The 19,081-nt window shown below is 62.0% G+C and carries 16 protein-coding genes; 12 read left to right on the top strand and 4 right to left on the bottom strand.

From position 1 onward, the window contains the following. The first annotated feature begins 15 nt into the window (after window positions 1–15). The 7 genes from J1N02_RS14815 (at window position 16) to tauD (ending at window position 8,179) form a co-directional block, all read left to right on the top strand. Complete coding sequence (locus J1N02_RS14815) at window positions 16–2,352, top strand: Tex family protein (RefSeq protein WP_027605152.1); 2,337 nt, start codon at window positions 16–18, stop codon at window positions 2,350–2,352. Next, window positions 2,352–2,735: a PaaI family thioesterase gene (locus J1N02_RS14810; protein WP_065925818.1), complete on the top strand. Its 384-nt coding sequence runs from the start codon at window positions 2,352–2,354 to the stop codon at window positions 2,733–2,735. The genes J1N02_RS14815 and J1N02_RS14810 overlap by 1 nt, the downstream gene beginning before the upstream one ends. Window positions 2,736–2,949: 214 nt before the next feature. Beyond that, the gene (gene gshA, locus J1N02_RS14805; RefSeq protein WP_027605153.1) at window positions 2,950–4,533 is read left to right on the top strand and encodes a glutamate--cysteine ligase; all 1,584 of its coding nucleotides are present in this window, start codon (window positions 2,950–2,952) and stop codon (window positions 4,531–4,533) included. Between the two features lie 189 nt (window positions 4,534–4,722). After that, window positions 4,723–5,700: a taurine ABC transporter substrate-binding protein gene (gene tauA, locus J1N02_RS14800; RefSeq protein ID WP_421147448.1), complete on the top strand. Its 978-nt coding sequence runs from the start codon at window positions 4,723–4,725 to the stop codon at window positions 5,698–5,700. An 18-nt stretch (window positions 5,701–5,718) separates the two neighbouring features. Further along, window positions 5,719–6,498: a taurine ABC transporter ATP-binding subunit gene (gene tauB / locus J1N02_RS14795; protein ID WP_065948520.1), complete on the top strand. Its 780-nt coding sequence runs from the start codon at window positions 5,719–5,721 to the stop codon at window positions 6,496–6,498. After that, entirely contained in the window at window positions 6,495–7,331 is an 837-nt protein-coding gene (gene tauC, locus J1N02_RS14790; protein ID WP_368962655.1) for a taurine ABC transporter permease TauC, read from the top strand. Before tauB ends, tauC begins: the two co-directional genes overlap by 4 nt. An 11-nt stretch (window positions 7,332–7,342) precedes the next feature. Beyond that, window positions 7,343–8,179 (top strand): taurine dioxygenase, encoded by an 837-nt coding sequence (gene tauD, locus J1N02_RS14785; RefSeq protein WP_146476789.1) that lies wholly within the window; start codon window positions 7,343–7,345, stop codon window positions 8,177–8,179. A gap of 126 nt (window positions 8,180–8,305) precedes the next feature. Here tauD and mgrA read toward each other — a convergent pair whose 3' ends face one another. From mgrA to epsC, 4 genes are all read right to left on the bottom strand, one after another. After that, on the bottom strand, window positions 8,306–9,343 hold the full coding sequence (gene mgrA, locus J1N02_RS14780) for an L-glyceraldehyde 3-phosphate reductase (protein WP_027607827.1): 1,038 nt from the start codon (window positions 9,341–9,343) through the stop codon (window positions 8,306–8,308). Between the two features lie 108 nt (window positions 9,344–9,451). Further along, window positions 9,452–10,801 carry an OprD family outer membrane porin gene (locus tag J1N02_RS14775; protein WP_043293797.1) on the bottom strand — a complete coding sequence of 450 codons (1,350 nt, stop codon included), beginning with the start codon at window positions 10,799–10,801 and terminating at the stop codon, window positions 9,452–9,454. A 158-nt stretch (window positions 10,802–10,959) separates the two neighbouring features. Next, the gene (gene betT, locus J1N02_RS14770; RefSeq protein WP_162844283.1) at window positions 10,960–12,921 is read right to left on the bottom strand and encodes a choline transporter BetT; all 1,962 of its coding nucleotides are present in this window, start codon (window positions 12,919–12,921) and stop codon (window positions 10,960–10,962) included. Window positions 12,922–13,312: 391 nt separating this feature from the next. Then, window positions 13,313–14,239 carry a serine O-acetyltransferase EpsC gene (gene epsC, locus J1N02_RS14765; RefSeq protein WP_027607830.1) on the bottom strand — a complete coding sequence of 309 codons (927 nt, stop codon included), beginning with the start codon at window positions 14,237–14,239 and terminating at the stop codon, window positions 13,313–13,315. A 166-nt stretch (window positions 14,240–14,405) separates the two neighbouring features. On the opposite strand from epsC, the gene J1N02_RS14760 reads away from it, so the two are divergent. The 5 genes from J1N02_RS14760 (at window position 14,406) to J1N02_RS14740 (ending at window position 18,908) form a co-directional block, all read left to right on the top strand. Then, on the top strand, window positions 14,406–15,401 hold the full coding sequence (locus J1N02_RS14760) for a D-cysteine desulfhydrase (protein WP_065948523.1): 996 nt from the start codon (window positions 14,406–14,408) through the stop codon (window positions 15,399–15,401). A gap of 216 nt (window positions 15,402–15,617) precedes the next feature. Beyond that, window positions 15,618–16,412 (top strand): cystine ABC transporter substrate-binding protein, encoded by a 795-nt coding sequence (gene tcyJ / locus J1N02_RS14755; protein WP_419480599.1) that lies wholly within the window; start codon window positions 15,618–15,620, stop codon window positions 16,410–16,412. Continuing rightward, window positions 16,412–17,077, top strand: a complete 666-nt coding sequence (gene tcyL / locus J1N02_RS14750) for a cystine ABC transporter permease (protein ID WP_027607833.1) — start codon at window positions 16,412–16,414, stop codon at window positions 17,075–17,077. Before tcyJ ends, tcyL begins: the two co-directional genes overlap by 1 nt. A gap of 3 nt (window positions 17,078–17,080) precedes the next feature. Then, window positions 17,081–17,827 (top strand): L-cystine ABC transporter ATP-binding protein TcyN, encoded by a 747-nt coding sequence (gene tcyN, locus J1N02_RS14745; protein ID WP_027607834.1) that lies wholly within the window; start codon window positions 17,081–17,083, stop codon window positions 17,825–17,827. A gap of 304 nt (window positions 17,828–18,131) precedes the next feature. Further along, window positions 18,132–18,908 carry a hypothetical protein gene (locus tag J1N02_RS14740; protein ID WP_421147447.1) on the top strand — a complete coding sequence of 259 codons (777 nt, stop codon included), beginning with the start codon at window positions 18,132–18,134 and terminating at the stop codon, window positions 18,906–18,908. Window positions 18,909–19,081 lie beyond the last annotated feature (173 nt).

Raw genomic sequence — 19,081 nt, 5'->3', positions numbered from 1 at the left:
ATTTCAGGTGGTTTTATGGACAGCATCAACAGCCGCATCGCCGAAGAACTCGGCGTACGCCCACAACAGGTCGAAGCGGCCGTCGCTCTACTGGATGAAGGCTCCACGGTGCCCTTCATCGCCCGTTACCGGAAAGAAGTGACCGGCAGCCTCGACGACATCCAGCTGCGGCACCTTGAAGAACGCCTGCGCTACCTGCGAGAACTCGACGAACGGCGTATCAGCATCCTCGCCAGCATCGAGGAACAGGGCAAGCTGACGCCTCAGCTTGAACGCGACATCAAGCTCGCCGACACCAAGACCCGCCTCGAAGACCTTTACCTGCCGTACAAACAGAAGCGCCGCACCAAGGGCCAGATTGCCCTGGAAGCCGGCCTGGGCGAACTGGCCGACGGCCTGTTCAACGACCCGTCGCTGACCCCGGAGACCGAAGCCGCGCGCTTCATCAACACCGAAAAAGGCGTTGCCGACGTCAAGGCCGCCCTCGAAGGCGCCAAGTACATCCTGATGGAGCGCTTCGCCGAAGACGCCAACCTGCTGGAAAAACTGCGCAACTACCTGAAACAGGAAGCCACCCTCAGCGCCCGCGTCATCGCCGGCAAAGAGGAAGAAGGGGCCAAGTTCCGCGACTACTTCGAACACGACGAACCGCTGAAAAGCATGCCGTCCCACCGTGCGCTGGCGATTTTCCGTGGCCGCAACGAAGGCATTCTCAGCTCTGCGCTGAAAGTCGGCGACGAACTGCCGGGCACCATGCACCCGTGTGAAGGCATGATCGGCCAACAATTCGGCATCCAGAATCAGAATCGTCCTGCGGACAAGTGGCTCGGTGAAGTCGTGCGCTGGACCTGGAAGGTCAAGCTCTACACCCACCTGGAAACCGACCTGCTCGGCGAATTGCGCGACGGCGCCGAAACCGAGGCGATCAACGTATTCGCCCACAACCTGCACGACCTGCTGCTGGCCGCCCCGGCCGGCCCGCGCGCCACCCTGGGCCTCGACCCGGGCCTGCGTACCGGCTGCAAGGTCGCCGTGGTCGATGCCACCGGCAAGCTGCTGGACCACGCCACCGTGTACCCACACGTTCCGCACAACAAGTGGGACCAGACCCTCGCCATCCTGGCCGCCCTGTGCGCCAAGCATGCGGTGGACCTGATCGCCATCGGCAACGGCACTGCCAGCCGTGAAACCGACAAGCTGGCCGCCGAACTGATCAAGAAGTACCCAGCCATGAAGATGACCAAGGTGATGGTCTCCGAAGCCGGTGCTTCGGTGTACTCGGCGTCGGAACTGGCCTCCAAGGAATTCCCGGACCTCGACGTGTCGATCCGTGGCGCGGTGTCCATTGCCCGTCGCCTGCAGGATCCGCTGGCAGAGCTGGTGAAAATCGATCCTAAATCCATCGGTGTCGGCCAGTACCAGCACGACGTGTCACAGCTGAAACTGGCACGCGGCCTGGATGCGGTGGTGGAAGACTGCGTAAACGCGGTGGGCGTGGACGTGAACACCGCCTCCGTGGCGCTGCTGGCGCGTATCTCCGGCCTCAATGCCACCCTGGCGCAGAACATCGTCACTCACCGCGACGAAAACGGTGCGTTCAAAACCCGCGCCGCGCTGAAAAAAGTCGCCCGCCTGGGTGAAAAAACCTTCGAGCAAGCCGCCGGCTTCCTGCGCGTGATGAACGGCGACAACCCGCTGGATTCGTCAGCCGTTCACCCGGAAGCCTATCCGTTGGTGCAACGTATCGCCGCCGAGACCGACCGCGATATCCGCTCGCTGATCGGCGACGCCGCATTCCTCAAGCGCCTGGATCCAAAGAAGTACACTGACGAAACCTTCGGCGTTCCGACGATCACCGACATCCTGCAAGAGCTGGAAAAACCTGGCCGCGACCCGCGTCCCGAGTTCAAGACCGCCGAGTTCCAGGACGGCGTCGAAGACCTCAAGGACCTGCAACTGGGCATGATCCTCGAAGGCGTGGTCACCAACGTGACCAACTTCGGCGCGTTTGTGGACATCGGCGTGCATCAGGACGGTTTGGTACACATTTCCGCGCTTTCGGAGAAGTTCATCAAGGATCCGCGCGAAGCGGTGAAAGCCGGTGATGTGGTCAAGGTCAAGGTCATGGAAGTCGACATCCCGCGCAAACGCGTTGGCCTGTCGATGCGCATGGGCGACACCCCCGGCGAAAAAATCGACGGCGCCCGTGGTGCACGTCCTGGCTCGGCACCGCGCCAGTCGCAGAACCGCTCTGAAAACAGTCAACCGCGCAAGGAAACCGCCACCGCAGCGCCAAGCAACAACGCCATGGCCTCGCTGTTCGCCAACGCCAAGCAGTTGAAGAAACGCTGATGGAAATCCCCGCCGGTTTGACCCAGAGCGCGTTCAGCGAACTGATCGGCTGCCGCCTGCAACGCCTCGAAGAAGGCGTTGCCGAGGTGGCCCTGACCCTGGAGCCGCACCTGCGCAACCGCGCGGGCAAGCTCCATGGCGGGGCGATTTTCAGTCTGGTGGACATCACCATGGGGCTGGCCTGCTCCAGCGCCCATGGGTTTGACCAGCAGAGCGCGACCATCGAATGCAAGATCAACTACATCCGCGCCGTGGAAGACGGCGATGTGCTGTGCACCAGCCGCGTGATTCACGCCGGCCGGCGCACGCTGGTGGTCGAGGCCGATGTGTATCAGGACGAAAGACTTGTCGCAAAAGCACAGGGCACGTTCGCTGTCCTATAGCTCCCCGCCCCCGATTTGAGTTAATTTCGGCGCTGCGATAACAGCGTCGGAATTTTCTTGCTGCGCTATAGCCCAATTCATGGAGTGAAGTAGGCTTTTTTAACGCGGGTCAAATCGACTCAAAACCAGGCGATCACGCCAGTTTTAACTTCACCCTTGTAGACCGTCCTGCCCACCCCCATATTGGGGCGACTGACGCGTGAAGGAATCCAACTTGAGCGAACTTCTCAACCGCCGCCTGGCCCTGCTCGGCAAGCGCGAACACCTCTCCCTGCTAGAGCAGTGCTTGCACGGCATCGAGCGTGAATGCCTACGTGTCACCGGTGAGGGTCGCCTGGCGCAAACGCCGCACCCCGAAGCCCTGGGCGCCGCGTTGACCCATGAACAGATCACCACCGACTACTCGGAATCGCTGCTGGAGTTCATCACTCCGGCCCTGCCCAACCCGGCCGATACCTTGAGCAGCCTGGACAAGATCCATCGTTTTGCCTACACCAAGCTCGGCAGCGAATACCTGTGGAGCCCCTCGATGCCGTGCCCGTTGCCGGCCGAGGAAGACATTCCGATTGCCTACTACGGCACCTCCAATATCGGACAGCTCAAGTACGTGTACCGCAAGGGCCTGGCCCTGCGTTACGGCAAGACCATGCAGTGCATCGCGGGCATCCACTACAACTTTTCCCTGCCGGAACAGCTGTGGCCGCTGCTCAAGGAGACTGAAGGCTTCGTCGGCACCGACCGCGACTATCAGTCCACGGCCTATATCGCGCTGATCCGCAACTTCCGCCGCTACAGCTGGCTGCTGATGTACCTGTTCGGCGCATCGCCGGCCCTGGACGCGGGTTTCCTGAGGGGTCGCTCGCACCAATTGGAAGTGCTCGACGCCGACACCCTGTACCTGCCGTACGCCACCAGCCTGCGCATGAGCGACCTGGGTTACCAGAGCAACGCCCAGGCCGGCCTGACGCCGTGCTACAACGACCTGGCCAGCTACACCGACAGCCTGCGCGAAGCGGTGGCAACGCCCTATGCGCCCTATGTCGAAGTCGGCACCCACAAGGACGGTGAGTGGGTACAGCTCAACACCAACATCCTGCAGATCGAAAACGAGTACTACTCCAACATCCGCCCCAAGCGCGTGACCTACACCGGCGAGCGGCCGATCCAGGCGCTGATGGCCCGTGGCATCCAATACATCGAAGTGCGCTGCCTGGACATCAACCCGTTCCTGCCGATGGGCATCGACCTGCCGGAGTCGCGTTTCCTCGACGCCTTCCTGCTGTACTGCGCGCTGAACGACAGCCCGCTGTTCGCCGACAACGAGTGCGGCAACGCCACGTCCAACTTCCTCAGCGTGGTCAAGGAAGGCCGGCGCCCGGGCCTGCAATTGCAGCGCAAGGGCCAGGCCGTGGACATGAAGGAATGGGCCACCGAGCTGCTGGAGAAGATTGCCCCGCTGGCTGCGCTGCTGGATGAAAGCCACGGCATCACCGAACACAGCCAGGCACTGGACGCCCAACTGGCCAAGGTCAAGGACCCGTCCCTGACCCCTTCGGCGCAGGTATTGGCGGCGATGGCCGAGCGCAAAGAGAGTTTCGCGCAGTTCTCCCTGCATCAGAGCGAGGTGCACGCCGAGTACTTCCGCCGCGAGCCGTTGCCGGCTGAAGAGCAGGCACGCTTTGAAGAGCTGGCGCGCACGTCGCTGGCGCAGCAGGCGGAACTGGAGCAGAACGAAGTGGGCGACTTTGATGTGTTTGTCGGCTCGTACCAGGCGAGCATTCTGGCCATCAGCAACTAACTGAAGCCGAACCCGGCTCAAAATGTGAGAGGGGGCTTGCCCCCTCCCACATTTGCCCTCATCAAGCTCAAGATTCGCTTCAACCTTTCGCCCATAAGCTAATTCGAAAATGTTATTTATTTTCGGATTCTTAGATCATTTAGTCTCCTCACACGCCGACCCTCGGCCGCCTGATTGAGGAGCTTCCCCTTGAAACTGTTAACCCCTCTGCGCCTCCTGGCCGCGTTGTCCCTGGCCGGTGCCAGCCTGTTTGCCCAGGCGGCGGATGTAACCATCGCTTACCAGACCACCGTAGACCCGGCCAAAGTCGCCCAGGCCGACGGCGCATATGAAAAAGCCACCAACGCCAAGATCGACTGGCGCAAATTCGACAATGGTGCCGACATCATCGCCGCCATCGCCTCCGGCGACGTGCAGATCGGCTACCTCGGTTCCAGCCCACTGACCGCTGCGATCACCCGCAAGGTGCCGGTGGAAACCTTCCTGGTTGCCACCCAGATCGGCGGTGCCGAAGCCCTGGTGGCGCGCAATGGTTCCGGAATCAACAGTCCCCAGGACCTGATCGGCAAGAAAGTCGCCGTACCCTTCGTTTCCACCGGCCACTACAGCCTGCTGGCCGCGCTGAAGCACTGGAACATCGACCCATCGAAAGTCACCATCCTCAACCTCGCACCGCCAGCGATCATCGCGGCCTGGAAGCGCGGTGACATCGACGCTACCTACGTATGGGACCCGGCCCTGGGCGTGGCCAAGGAAAACGGCAAGGTGCTGATCACCTCCGGCGAGCTGGCCAAGTTCGGCGCGCCGACCTTCGATGCCTGGATCGTGCGCAAGGACTTCGCGCAGAAGCACCCGGAAATCGTCACCGCCTTCGCCAAAGTCACCCTGGATGCCTACGCCGCCTACCGCAAAGACCCACAAGCCTGGCTCGCCGACACAGGCAACGTCGACAAACTGGTGAAACTCTCCGGCGCCAAGGCCAGCGACATCCCGCTGCTGCTGCAAGGCAACATCTACCCGCTGGCCGCTGACCAGGTGACCCTGCTGGGCGCACCGACCACCAAGGCCGTGACCGATACCGCTGCGTTCCTCAAGGAACAAGGCAAGGTCGACGCCGTGCTGCCGGACTATGCCCCTTACGTCAGCGCCAAGTTCATCACTAACTGATTCAAGGAGTTCATCGCGATGGCCTTGCTACAACTGGAGCGCATCAGCGCACAGTACCCAGGCGCCACAGAACCGGTACTGTCCGACATTTCACTCGACCTGGGGCCCCAGCAATTGCTGGTGGCCCTCGGCCCGTCCGGCAGTGGCAAGACTTCGCTGTTGAACCTGATTGCCGGCTTTGTCGAACCGTCCGCCGGGCGCATCACCCTCGATGGCGTGCCGGTCAAAGGCCCCAGTGCCGAACGCGGCGTGGTGTTCCAGGACGACGCCCTGCTGCCCTGGCAGGACGTGCTGGCCAATGTCGGTTTCGGCCTGGAACTGGCCGGCGTGCCCAAGGCGCAGCGCGAAGTGCGCGCCCGGGAAATGCTCGCGCTGGTGGACCTCGCCGGCTTCGACAATCGCCGCATCTGGCAACTCTCCGGCGGCCAGAAGCAACGCGTCGGCCTGGCCCGCGCCCTGGCCGCCGACCCGCGCGTGCTGCTGATGGACGAACCCTTCGGCGCCCTCGATGCCTTCACCCGTGAGCAGATGCAGGAACTGTTGCTGCAAGTCTGGCGGCGCACGGCCAAGCCGGTGTTCCTGATTACCCATGACATCGAAGAAGCGGTGTTCCTCGCCACCGACCTGATCCTGCTGGCGCCCAACCCGGGCCAGATCGTCGAACGCCTGCACCTGGACTTCGGCCAACGCTACGCGGCCGGTGAGTCGGCGCGGGCGATCAAGTCCGACCCGCGCTTTATCGAAACCCGCGAACACGTGCTGGGCAAAGTGTTCTCGCAACGGCAGGTGTCCGCATGAGCAGCTACGAACTCCCCGCCACCGCTGCCAAGCCGCTGGCCCACACCGTTATCCCGGTGCGGCGCAGCCTGAGCACACGCTGGATCAGCCTGTTGACCCTGGTCGCCTTGCTGGCCCTCTGGTGGGCCGTCACCGCCACCGGCCTGATCGAACCGTTGTTCCTGCCACCGCCCTCGGCCGTGCTGCAAAAAGGCTGGCTGCTGGCGACCACGGGCTATATGGATTCCACCTTGTGGCAGCACCTGGGCGCGAGCCTCAGCCGGATCGGCCTGGGCCTGGGCTTCGCGGTGCTGACCGCCGTGCCGGTAGGCATTGCCATCGGCGCCAACCGCATCGCCCGCGGCATTCTCGACCCGCTGATCGAGTTCTACCGGCCGATTCCGCCCCTGGCTTACCTGCCGTTGATTGTGATCTGGTGCGGTATCGGCGAGCTGTCCAAGGTGCTGCTGATTTACCTGGCGATCTTTGCGCCGATCGCCATCGCCACCGCGACCGGCGTACGCACCGTCGACCCGGCCAAGCTGCGGGCGGCGCAGTCGTTGGGCGCCACCCGTGCGCAGCTGATTCGCCATGTGATCCTGCCGAGCGCCCTGCCCGACATCCTCACCGGGGTGCGCATCGGCCTGGGTGTGGGCTGGTCGACCCTGGTCGCCGCCGAACTGATCGCGGCCACCAGCGGCCTGGGTTTCATGGTGCAGTCGGCGGCGCAGTTCCTGGTGACCGATGTGGTGGTGCTGGGGATCCTGGTGATCGCCCTGATCGCCTTCGCCATGGAAATGGGCCTGCGCGCCCTGCAGCGTAAGTTAGTGCCTTGGCATGGCCAGGCACATTGAGTGAGAACAGCATGAGCAGCCTGACCGTTACCCCCTTGAGTACCGCCCTGGGCGCCCAGATCAGTGGCGTCGATATTACCCGGCCGCTGAGCGCCGAACACCGCGATGCCATCGAACAGGCGTTGCTCAGCCATTCGGTGCTGTTCTTCCGTGGCCAGCCGATCACCCCGCAGCAACAGGCGCGGTTCGCGGCGAACTTCGGTGACCTGCACATCCATCCGATCTACCCCAACGTGCCGGAACAGCCCGAAGTGCTGATCCTCGACACCGCCGTCACCGACGTGCGCGACAACGCCGTATGGCACACCGATGTGACCTTCCTGCCCACCCCGGCCCTCGGCGCGGTGCTGAGTGCCAAGCTGCTGCCGGCGTACGGCGGCGATACGCTGTGGGCCAGTGGCATCGCGGCGTACGAGGCGCTGTCCGAGCCGTTGAAGCGGTTGCTCGATGGGCTGACGGCTACCCACGACTTCACCAAATCCTTTCCGCTGGAACGCTTTGGCAACAGCGCCGAAGACCTGGCGCGCTGGGAAGAAACCCGCAGGAAAAACCCACCGCTGTCGCACCCGGTCGTGCGCACGCATCCGGTGAGCGGGCGTAAGTCGCTGTTTGTCAGTGATGGGTTTACCACCAGGATCAATGAACTGGAACCGGCGGAAAGCGAGGCGATCCTCAAGCTGCTGTTCGCCCACGCGACACGCCCGGAATTCACCCTCCGCTGGCGCTGGCAGGAGAACGACGTGGCGTTCTGGGATAACCGCGTGACCCAGCATTACGCGGTGGATGACTACCGGCCGCAACGGCGGGTGATGCATCGAGCGACGATTCTTGGGGATGTGCCGTTCTAAGCCACACTGCAAATCAAATGTGGGAGGGGGCTTGCCCCGATAGCTCTGGGTCAGTCAACTAATCAAGTGACTGACACACCGCCATCGGGGGCAAGCCCCCTCCCACATTGACCCAGTGGGGTCAGGTTATTCAGCGCTGGATGGCTTTTCCCACAAGTTAATTCCGCCTTCCTGCGCAAACCGATCGATCTCCGCCAGTTCTTCCGCGCTGAAGCTCAAGTTCTTCAACGCGCCGACGTTCTCGATGATCTGCTCCGGCCGGCTGGCGCCGATCAGCGCGCTGGTCACCCGTGGATCGCGCAGGGTCCAGGCCAGCGCCAATTGCGCCAGGCTTTGGCCACGGCGCTGGGCGATTTCATTCAACGCACGCACGTGGGCGATGTTGGTTTCAGACAGGTGCTTGGCCTGCAACGAACCACCACCCGGACGGTTGACCCGTGCGTCGGCCGGCACGCCATTGAGGTACTTGTCGGTGAGCAAACCCTGGGCCAGCGGCGTGAAGGCAATCACCCCGGCGCCGAGTTCTTCGGTGGTGTCCAGCAGGTCTTTTTCCACCCAGCGGTTAAGCAGGTTGTAGGCCGGTTGGTGGATCAGCAGCGGGACTTTCCACTCTTTGAGCAGCGCGGCGATTTCGCGGGTTTTCACCCCGGAGTAAGACGAGATACCGATGTACAACGCCTTGCCCTGTTGCACGGCGGTGGCGAGGGCGCTGGCGGTTTCTTCCAGGGGCGTGTCGGCATCAAAACGGTGGGAGTAGAAAATATCCACGTAGTCGACGCCCAGGCGTTGCAGGCTCTGGTCCAGGCTGGCCAGCACGTATTTGCGCGAGCCGCCGCCCTGGCCGTAGGGGCCAGGCCACATGTCCCAGCCGGCCTTGCTGGAGATGATCAATTCGTCGCGGTAGTGCTTGAAGTCTTCGCGCAGCAAACGACCGAAGTTGATCTCGGCGCTGCCGTAGGGTGGGCCGTAGTTGTTGGCCAGGTCGAAGTGGTTGATGCCCAGGTCGAACGCGGTGCGCAGCAGGGCGCGCTGGGTGTCGATCGGCGTGCTGTCGCCAAAGTTGTGCCACAGCCCCAGGGACAGTGCCGGCAGCACCAGTCCACTGCGGCCTACGCGGCGATACGGGATAGATTCATAGCGGTTTTCGGCAGCAATGTAAGTCATCGAATCCTCTCTTGGACGTAGGCAAATAAGGCCTGGGAATAACGATATTCCCAGGCCTTTTAACCAGCTGAATCGCTTAAGTCTGCCCTTCCGTTTTACAGCAATTTCCTACCAGAGTGGAACGACATAGCTGACATAGAAGCGGTTTTCATCCTGCACGGTGGCACCGGTGATGTCCGGACTGGCATGGGCGTTTTTCCACGTGACGCCAAGGCCTTTGAGGGTACCGGTCGGCACTTGATACGCCACCGCCACGTTTCGCTCCCATTCACTGGTGGTGCCCTGGGCAGTGCGGATGTCATCGCCGTGGGCGTAGGCGGCGGAGAAGGTCAGGCCGTTGAGGCCGAGTTTGCCGAAGTCATATTTGTACTGCGCCAGCCAGGTGCGTTCGCCGGCATGCTGGAATTTGTTCAGCTGCATGTTGGTCAGCGCCGGGGTGTCGGCACCCGAGCCTGGGCCTTGGCGCGCGTCACCGCTGTTTAGGCCGGAGTCGAGGTACGGGAAGTCGCTGTCGCCGCTGTTTTTCTGGATGCCCAGGCCGACGGTATGGCCGTCCAGGCTGTAGCTTTCCAGCAGGCTGACGGTGGACTGGTTGATGCGGCCCTTGCTCACGCCATCGCCATACAGGCCCGCTGCGGCAAAGTCCTTGTCGCCGTCGGCGTTGCCGCCCACACCCAGGCTGCGGAACACACGCACGTCGGTATCGATCGCACCGACCGACAAGGCGTCATGGCGCTTGGCACCGAGGAAGAACTGCTGGTAGTAATCCTCAAGGTTGGAGTACCACAGGCTGACAGTGGTGTTCTGTATGCCGGTGTAGTCCGCACCACCGAACAGGAAGCGGTCGCTCTCTTTGGTCCCGCCCGCGGTGATCATGCCCTGGTCGCCGGTTTCGTTGCGGATCTTGGTCTTGAAGATATCGCCGCCGGTGAAGGTGAAGTCGCTGAGGTCCTTGGACACCAGTTGCACACCGGTATTGGTCTGCTGGTACAGGCGCCCGTCGGTGTTGGCGAGTATCGGGTTGTTGCCGTACAGCGTACCGACGCGCAACTCATCCTTGGCAAAGCGCATCTTGAACGTCGGGCTGAGCACGCCGAACTGGTCGGCGGACTTGCCATTGTCCAGTGGGAACATGCTGCCGGGGTAGCGGCCCTGGTGATCCTTGTCGTTGAGGTCGCCGCCGGAGTCGAGCTTCAGGCCGTAGAACGCCTGCAGATCGAGGCCGAAGCCCACCGGCCCCTCGGTGTAGCCGGACTTGAAGTTGAATTCGAAACCCTGGCCCCAATCCCGAATGCTATGGGCCTTGGCATTGCTGCCCACCACGTCGCGCCCCTGCTGGTTGAGATAGCGGTTGAGCAGGGTCACGTCGGCGTGGCTGTCATCGATAAAATCGGCGTGGGCGGACAGCATAAAGCTCGCCATGGCGGCTCCCACCACAGGGCTTAAAAACGTCTTCATGGGTACCGGTCTCCGTCACTGTTCTGAAATGAAAGCGTCAAACGCTTCACACAATTACGCAGTGGCCAGATGACAGTTACGCGTCAAAACAGCGTCTTGACGGATGAAATTAAGTTTAAGAAAGCCCCGTAGAACGGGGCTTTGCGGGGAGTTGAGCGTCAGCGCACCAAGTGCAGGAACTGCAGGTGGCGCTCGTACTGGTCGAGGATGTCGTTGATGATCTGCTCCTTGGTGTAGCCCACCAGGTCGTAGTCCTGGCTGCCCTCGCTCAAGTGCACTTCCGCCCGGTAGTAGCGACGATTGTTGAGCTGCTTGGACCCCATGCCGCCGCGTGCAAATGAGGGCGTGAAATAGCCGCGCATCTGCACCTGGTACACGAACGGATGCTCTTCGCCGTGGCCGATTTCCAGGCTGACGCTGTCGTTGGACGGGTCGGGCTGGGTGACGACGTTGAGGCCTTTTTCGACAAACACCGCCGTCACTTCTTCGATCGCCGGACGCACCGTGGTCTCAAGGAACCGGTACACCTCGTCCCGCGACGGGAAATGCACGGCCTGGCTCAAACGCTGGCGCCAACCGCCGGTGCCCTTGCGGGAGCCCGACACCGGTGCCAGCGAATGCAACTGCGCAATCTGCTTTTGCGACTCGAGGTAGAAGGCCTTGTGCAGCCCCCACATCATCAGCAGCAGGATCAGCGAGAACGGCAACGAGGTCAGCACCACCGCCGATTTCAGCGAATCGATGCTGCCGGCAAACAGCAACGCACTGGTGACCAGCGCGGTCATCGCACCCCAGAACACCCGCAGCCATTTCGGCCCGTCTTCGTCGGCGTTGCCGCCCTTGGACGACAGGGTCGAGAGCACCACGGTGCCGGAGTCGGCCGACGTGACAAAGAACACGAAGCTGATAAACACCGTGACCGCGATGACGGTTTTGCTCCACGGGTAGGTTTCCAGCAGCAGGTAGAGGCTCATCGACGGATCATCGATGGCCGACTGGCCGAGTGCGGTCATGCCGTGGTTGAGCACCTGGTCGATGGCGCTGTTGCCGAAGATCGACATCCACGCCAGGGTGAAGCCCAGCGGGATCAGCAGCACGCCGAACACGAATTCGCGGATGGTCCGGCCACGGGAAATGCGCGCGATAAACAGGCCTACGAATGGCGACCATGCAATCCACCAGGCCCAGTAGAACACCGTCCAGCCGCCTAGCCAGTCGCTCGGTTTGTCGTAGGCGTACACATCGAAACTCTTGGTCGGCAACGCGCCCAGGTAGTCACCGATGTTCTGGATCAGGGTGTTGAGCAAGTGCTGGGTCGGCCCGGCGAACAACACGAACAGCAGCAGCGCGCAGGCCAGCAGCATGTTGATGTCGGACATCACCCGCACGCCCTTGTCGACGCCGGCCACGGCGACCAGGATCGCCGCGCCCATCATCAGAGTGATCAAGCCGACCTGGATCCACTGGGTGTGGGCAACGCCGAACAGGTAGTCGAGGCCGGAATTGAGGTGCAGCACGCCAAAGCCCATGTCGGCCCCCAGGCCGAACACCGTGGCAATGATGCCGAAGCCATCCACCGCATAGCCGATAGGGCCATTGATGCGCTTGCCGATCAGCGGGTACAGCGCCGAGCGCAACGCCAGCGGCAGGTTATGCCGGTAGGCGAAATACGCCAGCGCCATGCCGACAAACGCAAACACGCCCCAGCCGTGCAGGCCCCAGTGCAGGAACAGCACCTGCATGGCCTGGCGCGCGGCGTCGGCATTCATGGCCTCGCCCTGGGGCGGTTGCACCAGGTGCGTCAGCGGCTCGGACACGCAGAAGAAGAACAACGTGATGCTGATCCCGGCGGCGAACAGCATGCCGGCCCAGGACAGGTAACTGAATTCGGGCTCGTCGTGGTCGGCACCGAGTTTTATCTTGCCGTAGCCCGATAGCGCGGTGACCACCACGAAGACCAGATACAGGGTCATCGCCAGCATGTAGTACCAGCCGACCGTGTTGGCCGCCCAGTTTTGCGCCGCCAGCAACCAGGCACCGGCCTGTTGCGGGATAGCGATGACAGTGATGCCGAACAGCAAGATGAAGGTGGCGGCAAAGTAGAAGACCGGCGCATTCATGCGCACCAGGCCGCTGGATGGGGTGGACGATGCACTCATGAACGATGCACCCCGAGGGTGAGGGATGTGGCTGTATAAAACGGACTCAGCAAAGGTAAGCCTCCTGTTGTGAGCGGGCAGCGAACCACCGGGTTTAACTTGAACGAACGTTCAAGTTAAACATGAATCGGCGGTTTGGGGCTAATCGCAGGGCTGAGTGGTATGACGGGTGAGCAAAGGAAATCGTTCAGCGACTGCTGACTGAAATACGGGCTCCATGTGGAATGCCGTCAAAATGTGGGAGGGGGCTTGCCCCCGATGGCGGTGGGTCAGCCAATTCATTTTTGACTGACACTCCGCTATCGGGGTGCAAGCCCCCACACAGGGTTTTGTGTGATTTTTAAGACCGGCGCTATTTTTGCGCCCCATCATCATGCTGCAGATTCGCCTGCGTAATATTCGCCCCCGCCGGCACACTGCGGGTCAGCCACACATTGCCGCCAATGGTCGAGCCCTTGCCGATGGTGATGCGCCCGAGGATCGTCGCCCCGGCATAGATCACCACATCATCCTCGACAATCGGGTGGCGCGCATGGCCCTTCTGCAACTGCCCATCTTCGTCCGCCGGGAAGCGCTTGGCCCCCAAGGTGACGGCCTGATAGATGCGCACCCGCTCGCCGATGATCGCGGTTTCGCCGATCACCACGCCCGTGCCGTGGTCGATGAAGAAGCTCGGGCCGATCTGTGCGCCGGGGTGGATATCGATGCCGGTGGCCGAGTGGGCGATTTCCGCGCTGATCCGTGCCAGCAGCGGCAAGCCGGCGCGGTACAGGTGGTGGGCCAGGCGATGGTGAATCACCGCGAGGATCCCCGGGTAGCACAGCAGCACCTCATCCACGCTGCGCGCGGCCGGGTCGCCGTGGTAGGCGGCGAGTACATCGGTGTCCAACAGGCTGCGCAAGGACGGCAAGGCCAGGGCGAAATCCTGGATCAGCCGGATGGCATGGGCGTCGATCTGGCTGTCATCCTCGCCGCCCTGGCGCGCGGCATAGCGCAACTCCAGGCGCGCCTGGGCCAGCAAGGCATTCAGCGCAACGTCGAGGGTATGGCCGACGTAGAAATCTTCACTTTCTTCACGCAAGTCCGCCGGCCCCAGGCGCATCGGAAACAACGCACCGCAGAGGGACTCGAGAATCTGTGCAACGGCTTCACGGGACGGCAATTCGCGGCCGCCATGCTCGCCGCTCAAGCGGCCATTGCGTGTTCGCCACTGGTCACGGGCGCTGCGCAGTTGGCTGACGATGGTCTGTAATTGCCAATGGCTGGAACGCTCACTCACGGTATTCACTCCTGACGTAATGGCCATCACTTTACGGTATCCACCCTGGCCGCCCTTAAGAACCAATGGTGTGATGCTAAGAACCATCAGGCATAAGCGATTGACGGTTGCCCGATGAAAAGTGCCTGCCTATAGTCGCTCCATCCCTTAGCCACCGTGCGTAGCCATGATCAAGCAACAGCTCGACCGTTTTAACCGCCTGGAACTGCTCGGCGGCGCCACCGCCCTGGAAAAACTCGAACGGCTGTCGACCTGGTTGGGACGCGACATCTACGTCAAGCGCGACGACACCACGCCACTGGCCATGGGCGGCAACAAGCTGCGCAAACTCGAATACCTGGCAGCCGATGCCATCGCCCAGGGCGCCGACACCCTGGTGACCGCCGGCGCGATCCAATCCAACCACGTACGCCAGACCGCCGCCCTCGCCGCCAGGCTCGGCCTGGGCTGCGTCGCCCTGCTGGAAAACCCCACCGGCACCGAAGACCCCAACTACCTGGGCAACGGCAACCGCCTGCTGCTGGAGCTGTTCGACGCCAAGGTAGAGTTGGTGGAAAACCTCGACAACGTCGACGACCAACTCAATGCCCTTGCCGATCGCCTGCGCAGCAACGGCAAGAAGCCGTACCTTGTGCCTATCGGCGGTTCCAATGCCCTCGGCGCCCTCGGTTATGTGCGCGCCGGCCTGGAGCTGGCCGCACAGATCGAAGACAGCGGTATCGAATTCGCCGCCGTGGTGCTGGCCTCCGGCAGCGCCGGTACCCACAGCGGCCTGGCCCTGGCCTTGAGTGAAGTGCTGCCGCAGTTGCCCGTGATCGGCATCACCGTATCGCGCACGGAAGAAGCGCAGTTCCCGAAAGTCCAGGGCCTGGCCGAACGCACGGCCGAGTTGCTCGGCGTGGACATCCCCGACGCGTTCAAGGTGATCCTGTGGGACGAATATTTCGGCCCCCGTTATGGTGAACCGAACGCCGGCACCCTGTCGGCGGTCAAGCTATTGGCGAGCCAGGAAGGCCTGCTGCTGGACCCGGTCTACACTGGCAAGGCCATGGCCGGCTTGCTGGACGGTATCGGCCGCCAGCGCTTCGAAGATGGCCCGATTATTTTCCTGCATACCGGTGGGGCACCGGCGTTGTTTGCCTATGACTCGGTTTTCAACTGAATAAATGCGGGCTAAATGTGGGAGGGGGCCTGCCCCTCCCATATTAGACTCGCCAAATATTCCTAAATAGAATATCAAATAAGATTTATATTATTTTCAAGTCTTAAAACCCGGCTTTATCATCGCGCCGCAGGCGAAGACGCGCTACGCGCTTTAAGGCAGGATACGACTACCGCGTCACCTGCTTCGCTCAACATAAAAACACAGGGGCTCTTCATGACTATTTCTGTATTGCGTCGCACGTTGCTGGTGGGCACTTTGGGTATGGCGCTCGGCGCCGGTTGGCTGGGCCAGGCGGTTGCCGGCGAGCAACTGGGCAACATCAAAAAGGCCGGCGAGATCAAAATCGGCCTGGAAGGCACCTACCCGCCGTTCAGCTTCGTCGATGAAAGCGGCAAGCTCAGCGGCTTCGAAGTCGAGCTGTCCGAGGCCCTGGCCAAAGAGCTGGGCGTGAAGGTCAAGCTGCAAGCCACGCCATGGGACGGTATCCTCGCCGCCCTGGAATCCAAGCGCCTGGATGCGGTGGTCAACCAAGTCACCATCTCCGAAGAGCGCAAGAAGAAGTACGACTTCTCCACGCCTTACACCGTGTCCGGTATCCAGGCGCTGGTGCTGAAAAAGAACGTCGACACCATCAAGACCGCCGACGACCTGGCCGGCAAGAAAGTCGGGGTAGGCCTGGGCACCAACTACGAACAATGGCTCAAGGACAACCAACCCAAAGCCATTATCAAGACCTATAACGATGACCCGACCAAGTTCCAGGACCTGCGCATCGGCCGTATCGACGCCATCCTGATCGACCGCCTGGCCGCCCTGGAATACGCCAAGAAAGCCCCGGACACCGCCGCTGCCGGCGACGCCTTCTCCCGCCAGGAAGCCGGTATCGCCCTGCGCAAAGGCGAGCCCGAGCTGCTTGAAGCGGTGAACAAGGCCCTCGACAAGCTGCGCGCCGACGGCACCTTGAAGAAGCTGTCCGAGAAGTACTTCAACGCTGACGTCACTCAATAATGGAAGCAGGTTTCCAACTCGCGCTGGACTCCGCGCCCTTTCTGCTCAAGGGCGCGTATTACACGGTGCTTCTCAGCCTTGGCGGGATGTTTTTCGGCTTGCTGCTGGGCTTCGGCCTGGCCTTGATGCGGCTGTCGCGCTTCAAGCTGCTGAGCTGGACAGCCCGCGTCTACGTGTCGTTCTTTCGCGGCACGCCCTTGCTGGTACAGCTGTTTTTGATCTACTACGGCTTGCCGCAAGTGGGCATCGAGCTGGATCCGATCCCGGCCGCCATGATCGGCTTCTCGCTGAACATGGCCGCCTACGCCTGTGAAATCCTGCGGGCCGCCATTGCCTCCATCGAGCGTGGCCAATGGGAAGCCGCCGCCAGTATCGGCATGACCCGTGCGCAAACCCTGCGCCGGGCCATCCTGCCGCAGGCAATGCGCACCGCCCTGCCACCGTTGGGCAACAGCTTTATTTCGCTGGTCAAGGACACCGCGCTGGCCGCCACCATCCAGGTGCCAGAACTGTTCCGCCAGGCTCAACTGGTGTCTGCGCGCACCTTCGAAATTTTCACCATGTACCTGTCCGCCGCCCTGATCTACTGGGTGCTGGCCAGCATCCTGGCGCATTTCCAAAACCGCCTGGAAGACCGGGTCAACCGGCATGACCTGGAGTCTTGAAGCATGATCGTGGTTGAAAAACTGACCAAACAATTCAACGGTCAGGTGGTACTCAACGGCATCGACCTGGAGGTCAAGGAAGGCGAAGTCGTCGCCATCATCGGCCCCAGCGGTTCCGGCAAGACCACCTTCCTGCGCTGCCTGAATTTCCTCGAAGAACCCACCAGCGGCCGGATCAAGGTGGGCGACATCCAGATCGACGGCAGCAAACCGCTCAACCAGCAACAAGGCCTGGTACGGCGCCTGCGCCAGCACGTGGGTTTTGTGTTCCAGAACTTCAACCTGTTCCCCCACCGCACAGCGCTGGAAAACGTCATCGAAGGGCCGACCGTGGTCAAGAAGATGCCGCGGGAAGCCGCTGTTGCCCTTGGGCGCAAGCTGCTGGCGAGGGTCGGCCTGGCGGGCAAGGAAGACGCCTACCCACGGCGCTTGTCGGGCGGCCAGCAACAGCGCGTGGCGATTGCCCGCGCGCTGGCCATGGAACCGGAGGTGATCCTGTTCGACGAACCCACCTCGGCGCTGGACCCGGAGCTGGTGGGCGAAGTGCTGGCGACCATCCGCAGCCTCGCCGAAGAAAACCGCACCATGGTCATCGTCACCCACGAAATGAGCTTTGCCCGCGATGTGGCCAACCGGGTGATCTTCTTCGACAAGGGCGTGATCGTGGAGCAAGGCGAAGCCAAGGCGTTGTTCGCCAACCCCAAGGAAGAACGCACCCGGCAGTTCCTGAGCAAGTTCCTCGCCCACTGATGTGGCGAGGGAGCTTGCTCCCTCACCACACAATCTGCTCCTACAGAAAACCCTCGCCATCCACGCGTAAACCCGCCGTCTCCCTGATCCAAAAATCCCCCGCCCAGTCAGACCCTTCTGAATCTGCTCCAACCTGCCGTTTAGCCTTTTGCCGCCATTGACGCTCCTTGGTCAACCCTCTTATCTAGCGTCCAGAGGATTGGATCCTATCCCGGCTACTCACTGAATCGTTCCTTTCAGCCCACCTGCGCACCCGCGCCACGGGCTGGAACGATTGCTGCTGGCTGCATCAAGGAGATTACTTATGACGCGCACTGCAACCCCGGCCCTGCTCACGGCCCCCACCTTGCCCCAGGCTAACCGGCACGGCATCAACGCACTGGCGGCCAGTCAACTGCAGGTGGACATCGCGCCTTACCCCGGCATGGATGAGGGCGACCTGATCGAACTGTTCTGGAACAACTGCTTTGCCGCCTCACGCAGGGTGAGCGCGTGCAAGGTCGGCTCGACGACCCATCTGCGGGTGCCGGAAAGTTTTGTGCTGGACGGCCTGGCCCAGGTGCATTACCAGGTCATGCAAGTCGGGCGTGCACCTGCCCGCTCGGCCGTGAAAGGTGTGTGTGTAAAGACCCGATACCCCGGCGGCCAGCCCTCCCCCCTGTACAGCGACGAAAACCACAACCTCGCCCCCGTCGGTTTGCCCGAGTCCATCCGTCGCTACGGCGTCAACGGTCGCCAGGTGCGACGGGGCATTCCGCTGACCATCGCGCCTTACCTGAACATGGCCACGGGCGATGCCATCACCCTGCGCTGGGGAGACGTACGCATGGACCTGCCCAGGATCCAGGCCAAAGCCGTCGGGGTGGTCGTGCAGGTGTGGGTGCCTTCGACGGTGATTGTCGAGGCCGGTGACGACAGCCGCCTGGAGGTGACGTACTGCATTCTCGATCGTGTCGGCAACAATTCGCGCTGGGCGCCCACACGTACGTTGCGCATTGCCGCCTGCGCGCCGAGCCAGCCGGCCGGGACCGCGCGGGTCTACCAACCACGGCCCCTCGGCTCACCCTGTGAACCGGGGTGACAGACCTTCTATGCATATTCCCAAAAGTTAGTTTATTTAAATATTTAACACGCTTAGGGTATATGCACCGGACCACCGGACATCTCTGATTTTTCTGTTTTTATTTCATTGAATGCGAGGTCGGTATGGTCAGAATTACCCCGGTGCATAACGCCAGGGCATTACGTGCAGCC

Source organism: Pseudomonas sp. NFX5 (assembly GCF_049132125.1).
GTDB lineage: Bacteria > Pseudomonadota > Gammaproteobacteria > Pseudomonadales > Pseudomonadaceae > Aquipseudomonas > Aquipseudomonas marginalis.
The sequence above is the reverse complement of the archived record's forward strand: the minus strand, read 5'-3'. Positions and strand labels throughout refer to the sequence as shown.

Coding starts and splice junctions, on each gene's coding strand:
- J1N02_RS14815 (WP_027605152.1), top strand. CDS start 16: ATGGACAGCATCAACAGCCGCATCGCCGAAGAACTCGGCGTACGCCCA.
- J1N02_RS14810 (WP_065925818.1), top strand. CDS start 2,352: ATGGAAATCCCCGCCGGTTTGACCCAGAGCGCGTTCAGCGAACTGATC.
- tauB (WP_065948520.1), top strand. CDS start 5,719: ATGGCCTTGCTACAACTGGAGCGCATCAGCGCACAGTACCCAGGCGCC.
- tauC (WP_368962655.1), top strand. CDS start 6,495: ATGAGCAGCTACGAACTCCCCGCCACCGCTGCCAAGCCGCTGGCCCAC.
- tauD (WP_146476789.1), top strand. CDS start 7,343: ATGAGCAGCCTGACCGTTACCCCCTTGAGTACCGCCCTGGGCGCCCAG.
- mgrA (WP_027607827.1), bottom strand. CDS start 9,343: ATGACTTACATTGCTGCCGAAAACCGCTATGAATCTATCCCGTATCGC.
- J1N02_RS14775 (WP_043293797.1), bottom strand. CDS start 10,801: ATGAAGACGTTTTTAAGCCCTGTGGTGGGAGCCGCCATGGCGAGCTTT.
- betT (WP_162844283.1), bottom strand. CDS start 12,921: ATGAATGCGCCGGTCTTCTACTTTGCCGCCACCTTCATCTTGCTGTTC.
- J1N02_RS14760 (WP_065948523.1), top strand. CDS start 14,406: ATGATCAAGCAACAGCTCGACCGTTTTAACCGCCTGGAACTGCTCGGC.
- tcyJ (WP_419480599.1), top strand. CDS start 15,618: ATGACTATTTCTGTATTGCGTCGCACGTTGCTGGTGGGCACTTTGGGT.
- tcyL (WP_027607833.1), top strand. CDS start 16,412: ATGGAAGCAGGTTTCCAACTCGCGCTGGACTCCGCGCCCTTTCTGCTC.
- tcyN (WP_027607834.1), top strand. CDS start 17,081: ATGATCGTGGTTGAAAAACTGACCAAACAATTCAACGGTCAGGTGGTA.
- J1N02_RS14740 (WP_421147447.1), top strand. CDS start 18,132: ATGACGCGCACTGCAACCCCGGCCCTGCTCACGGCCCCCACCTTGCCC.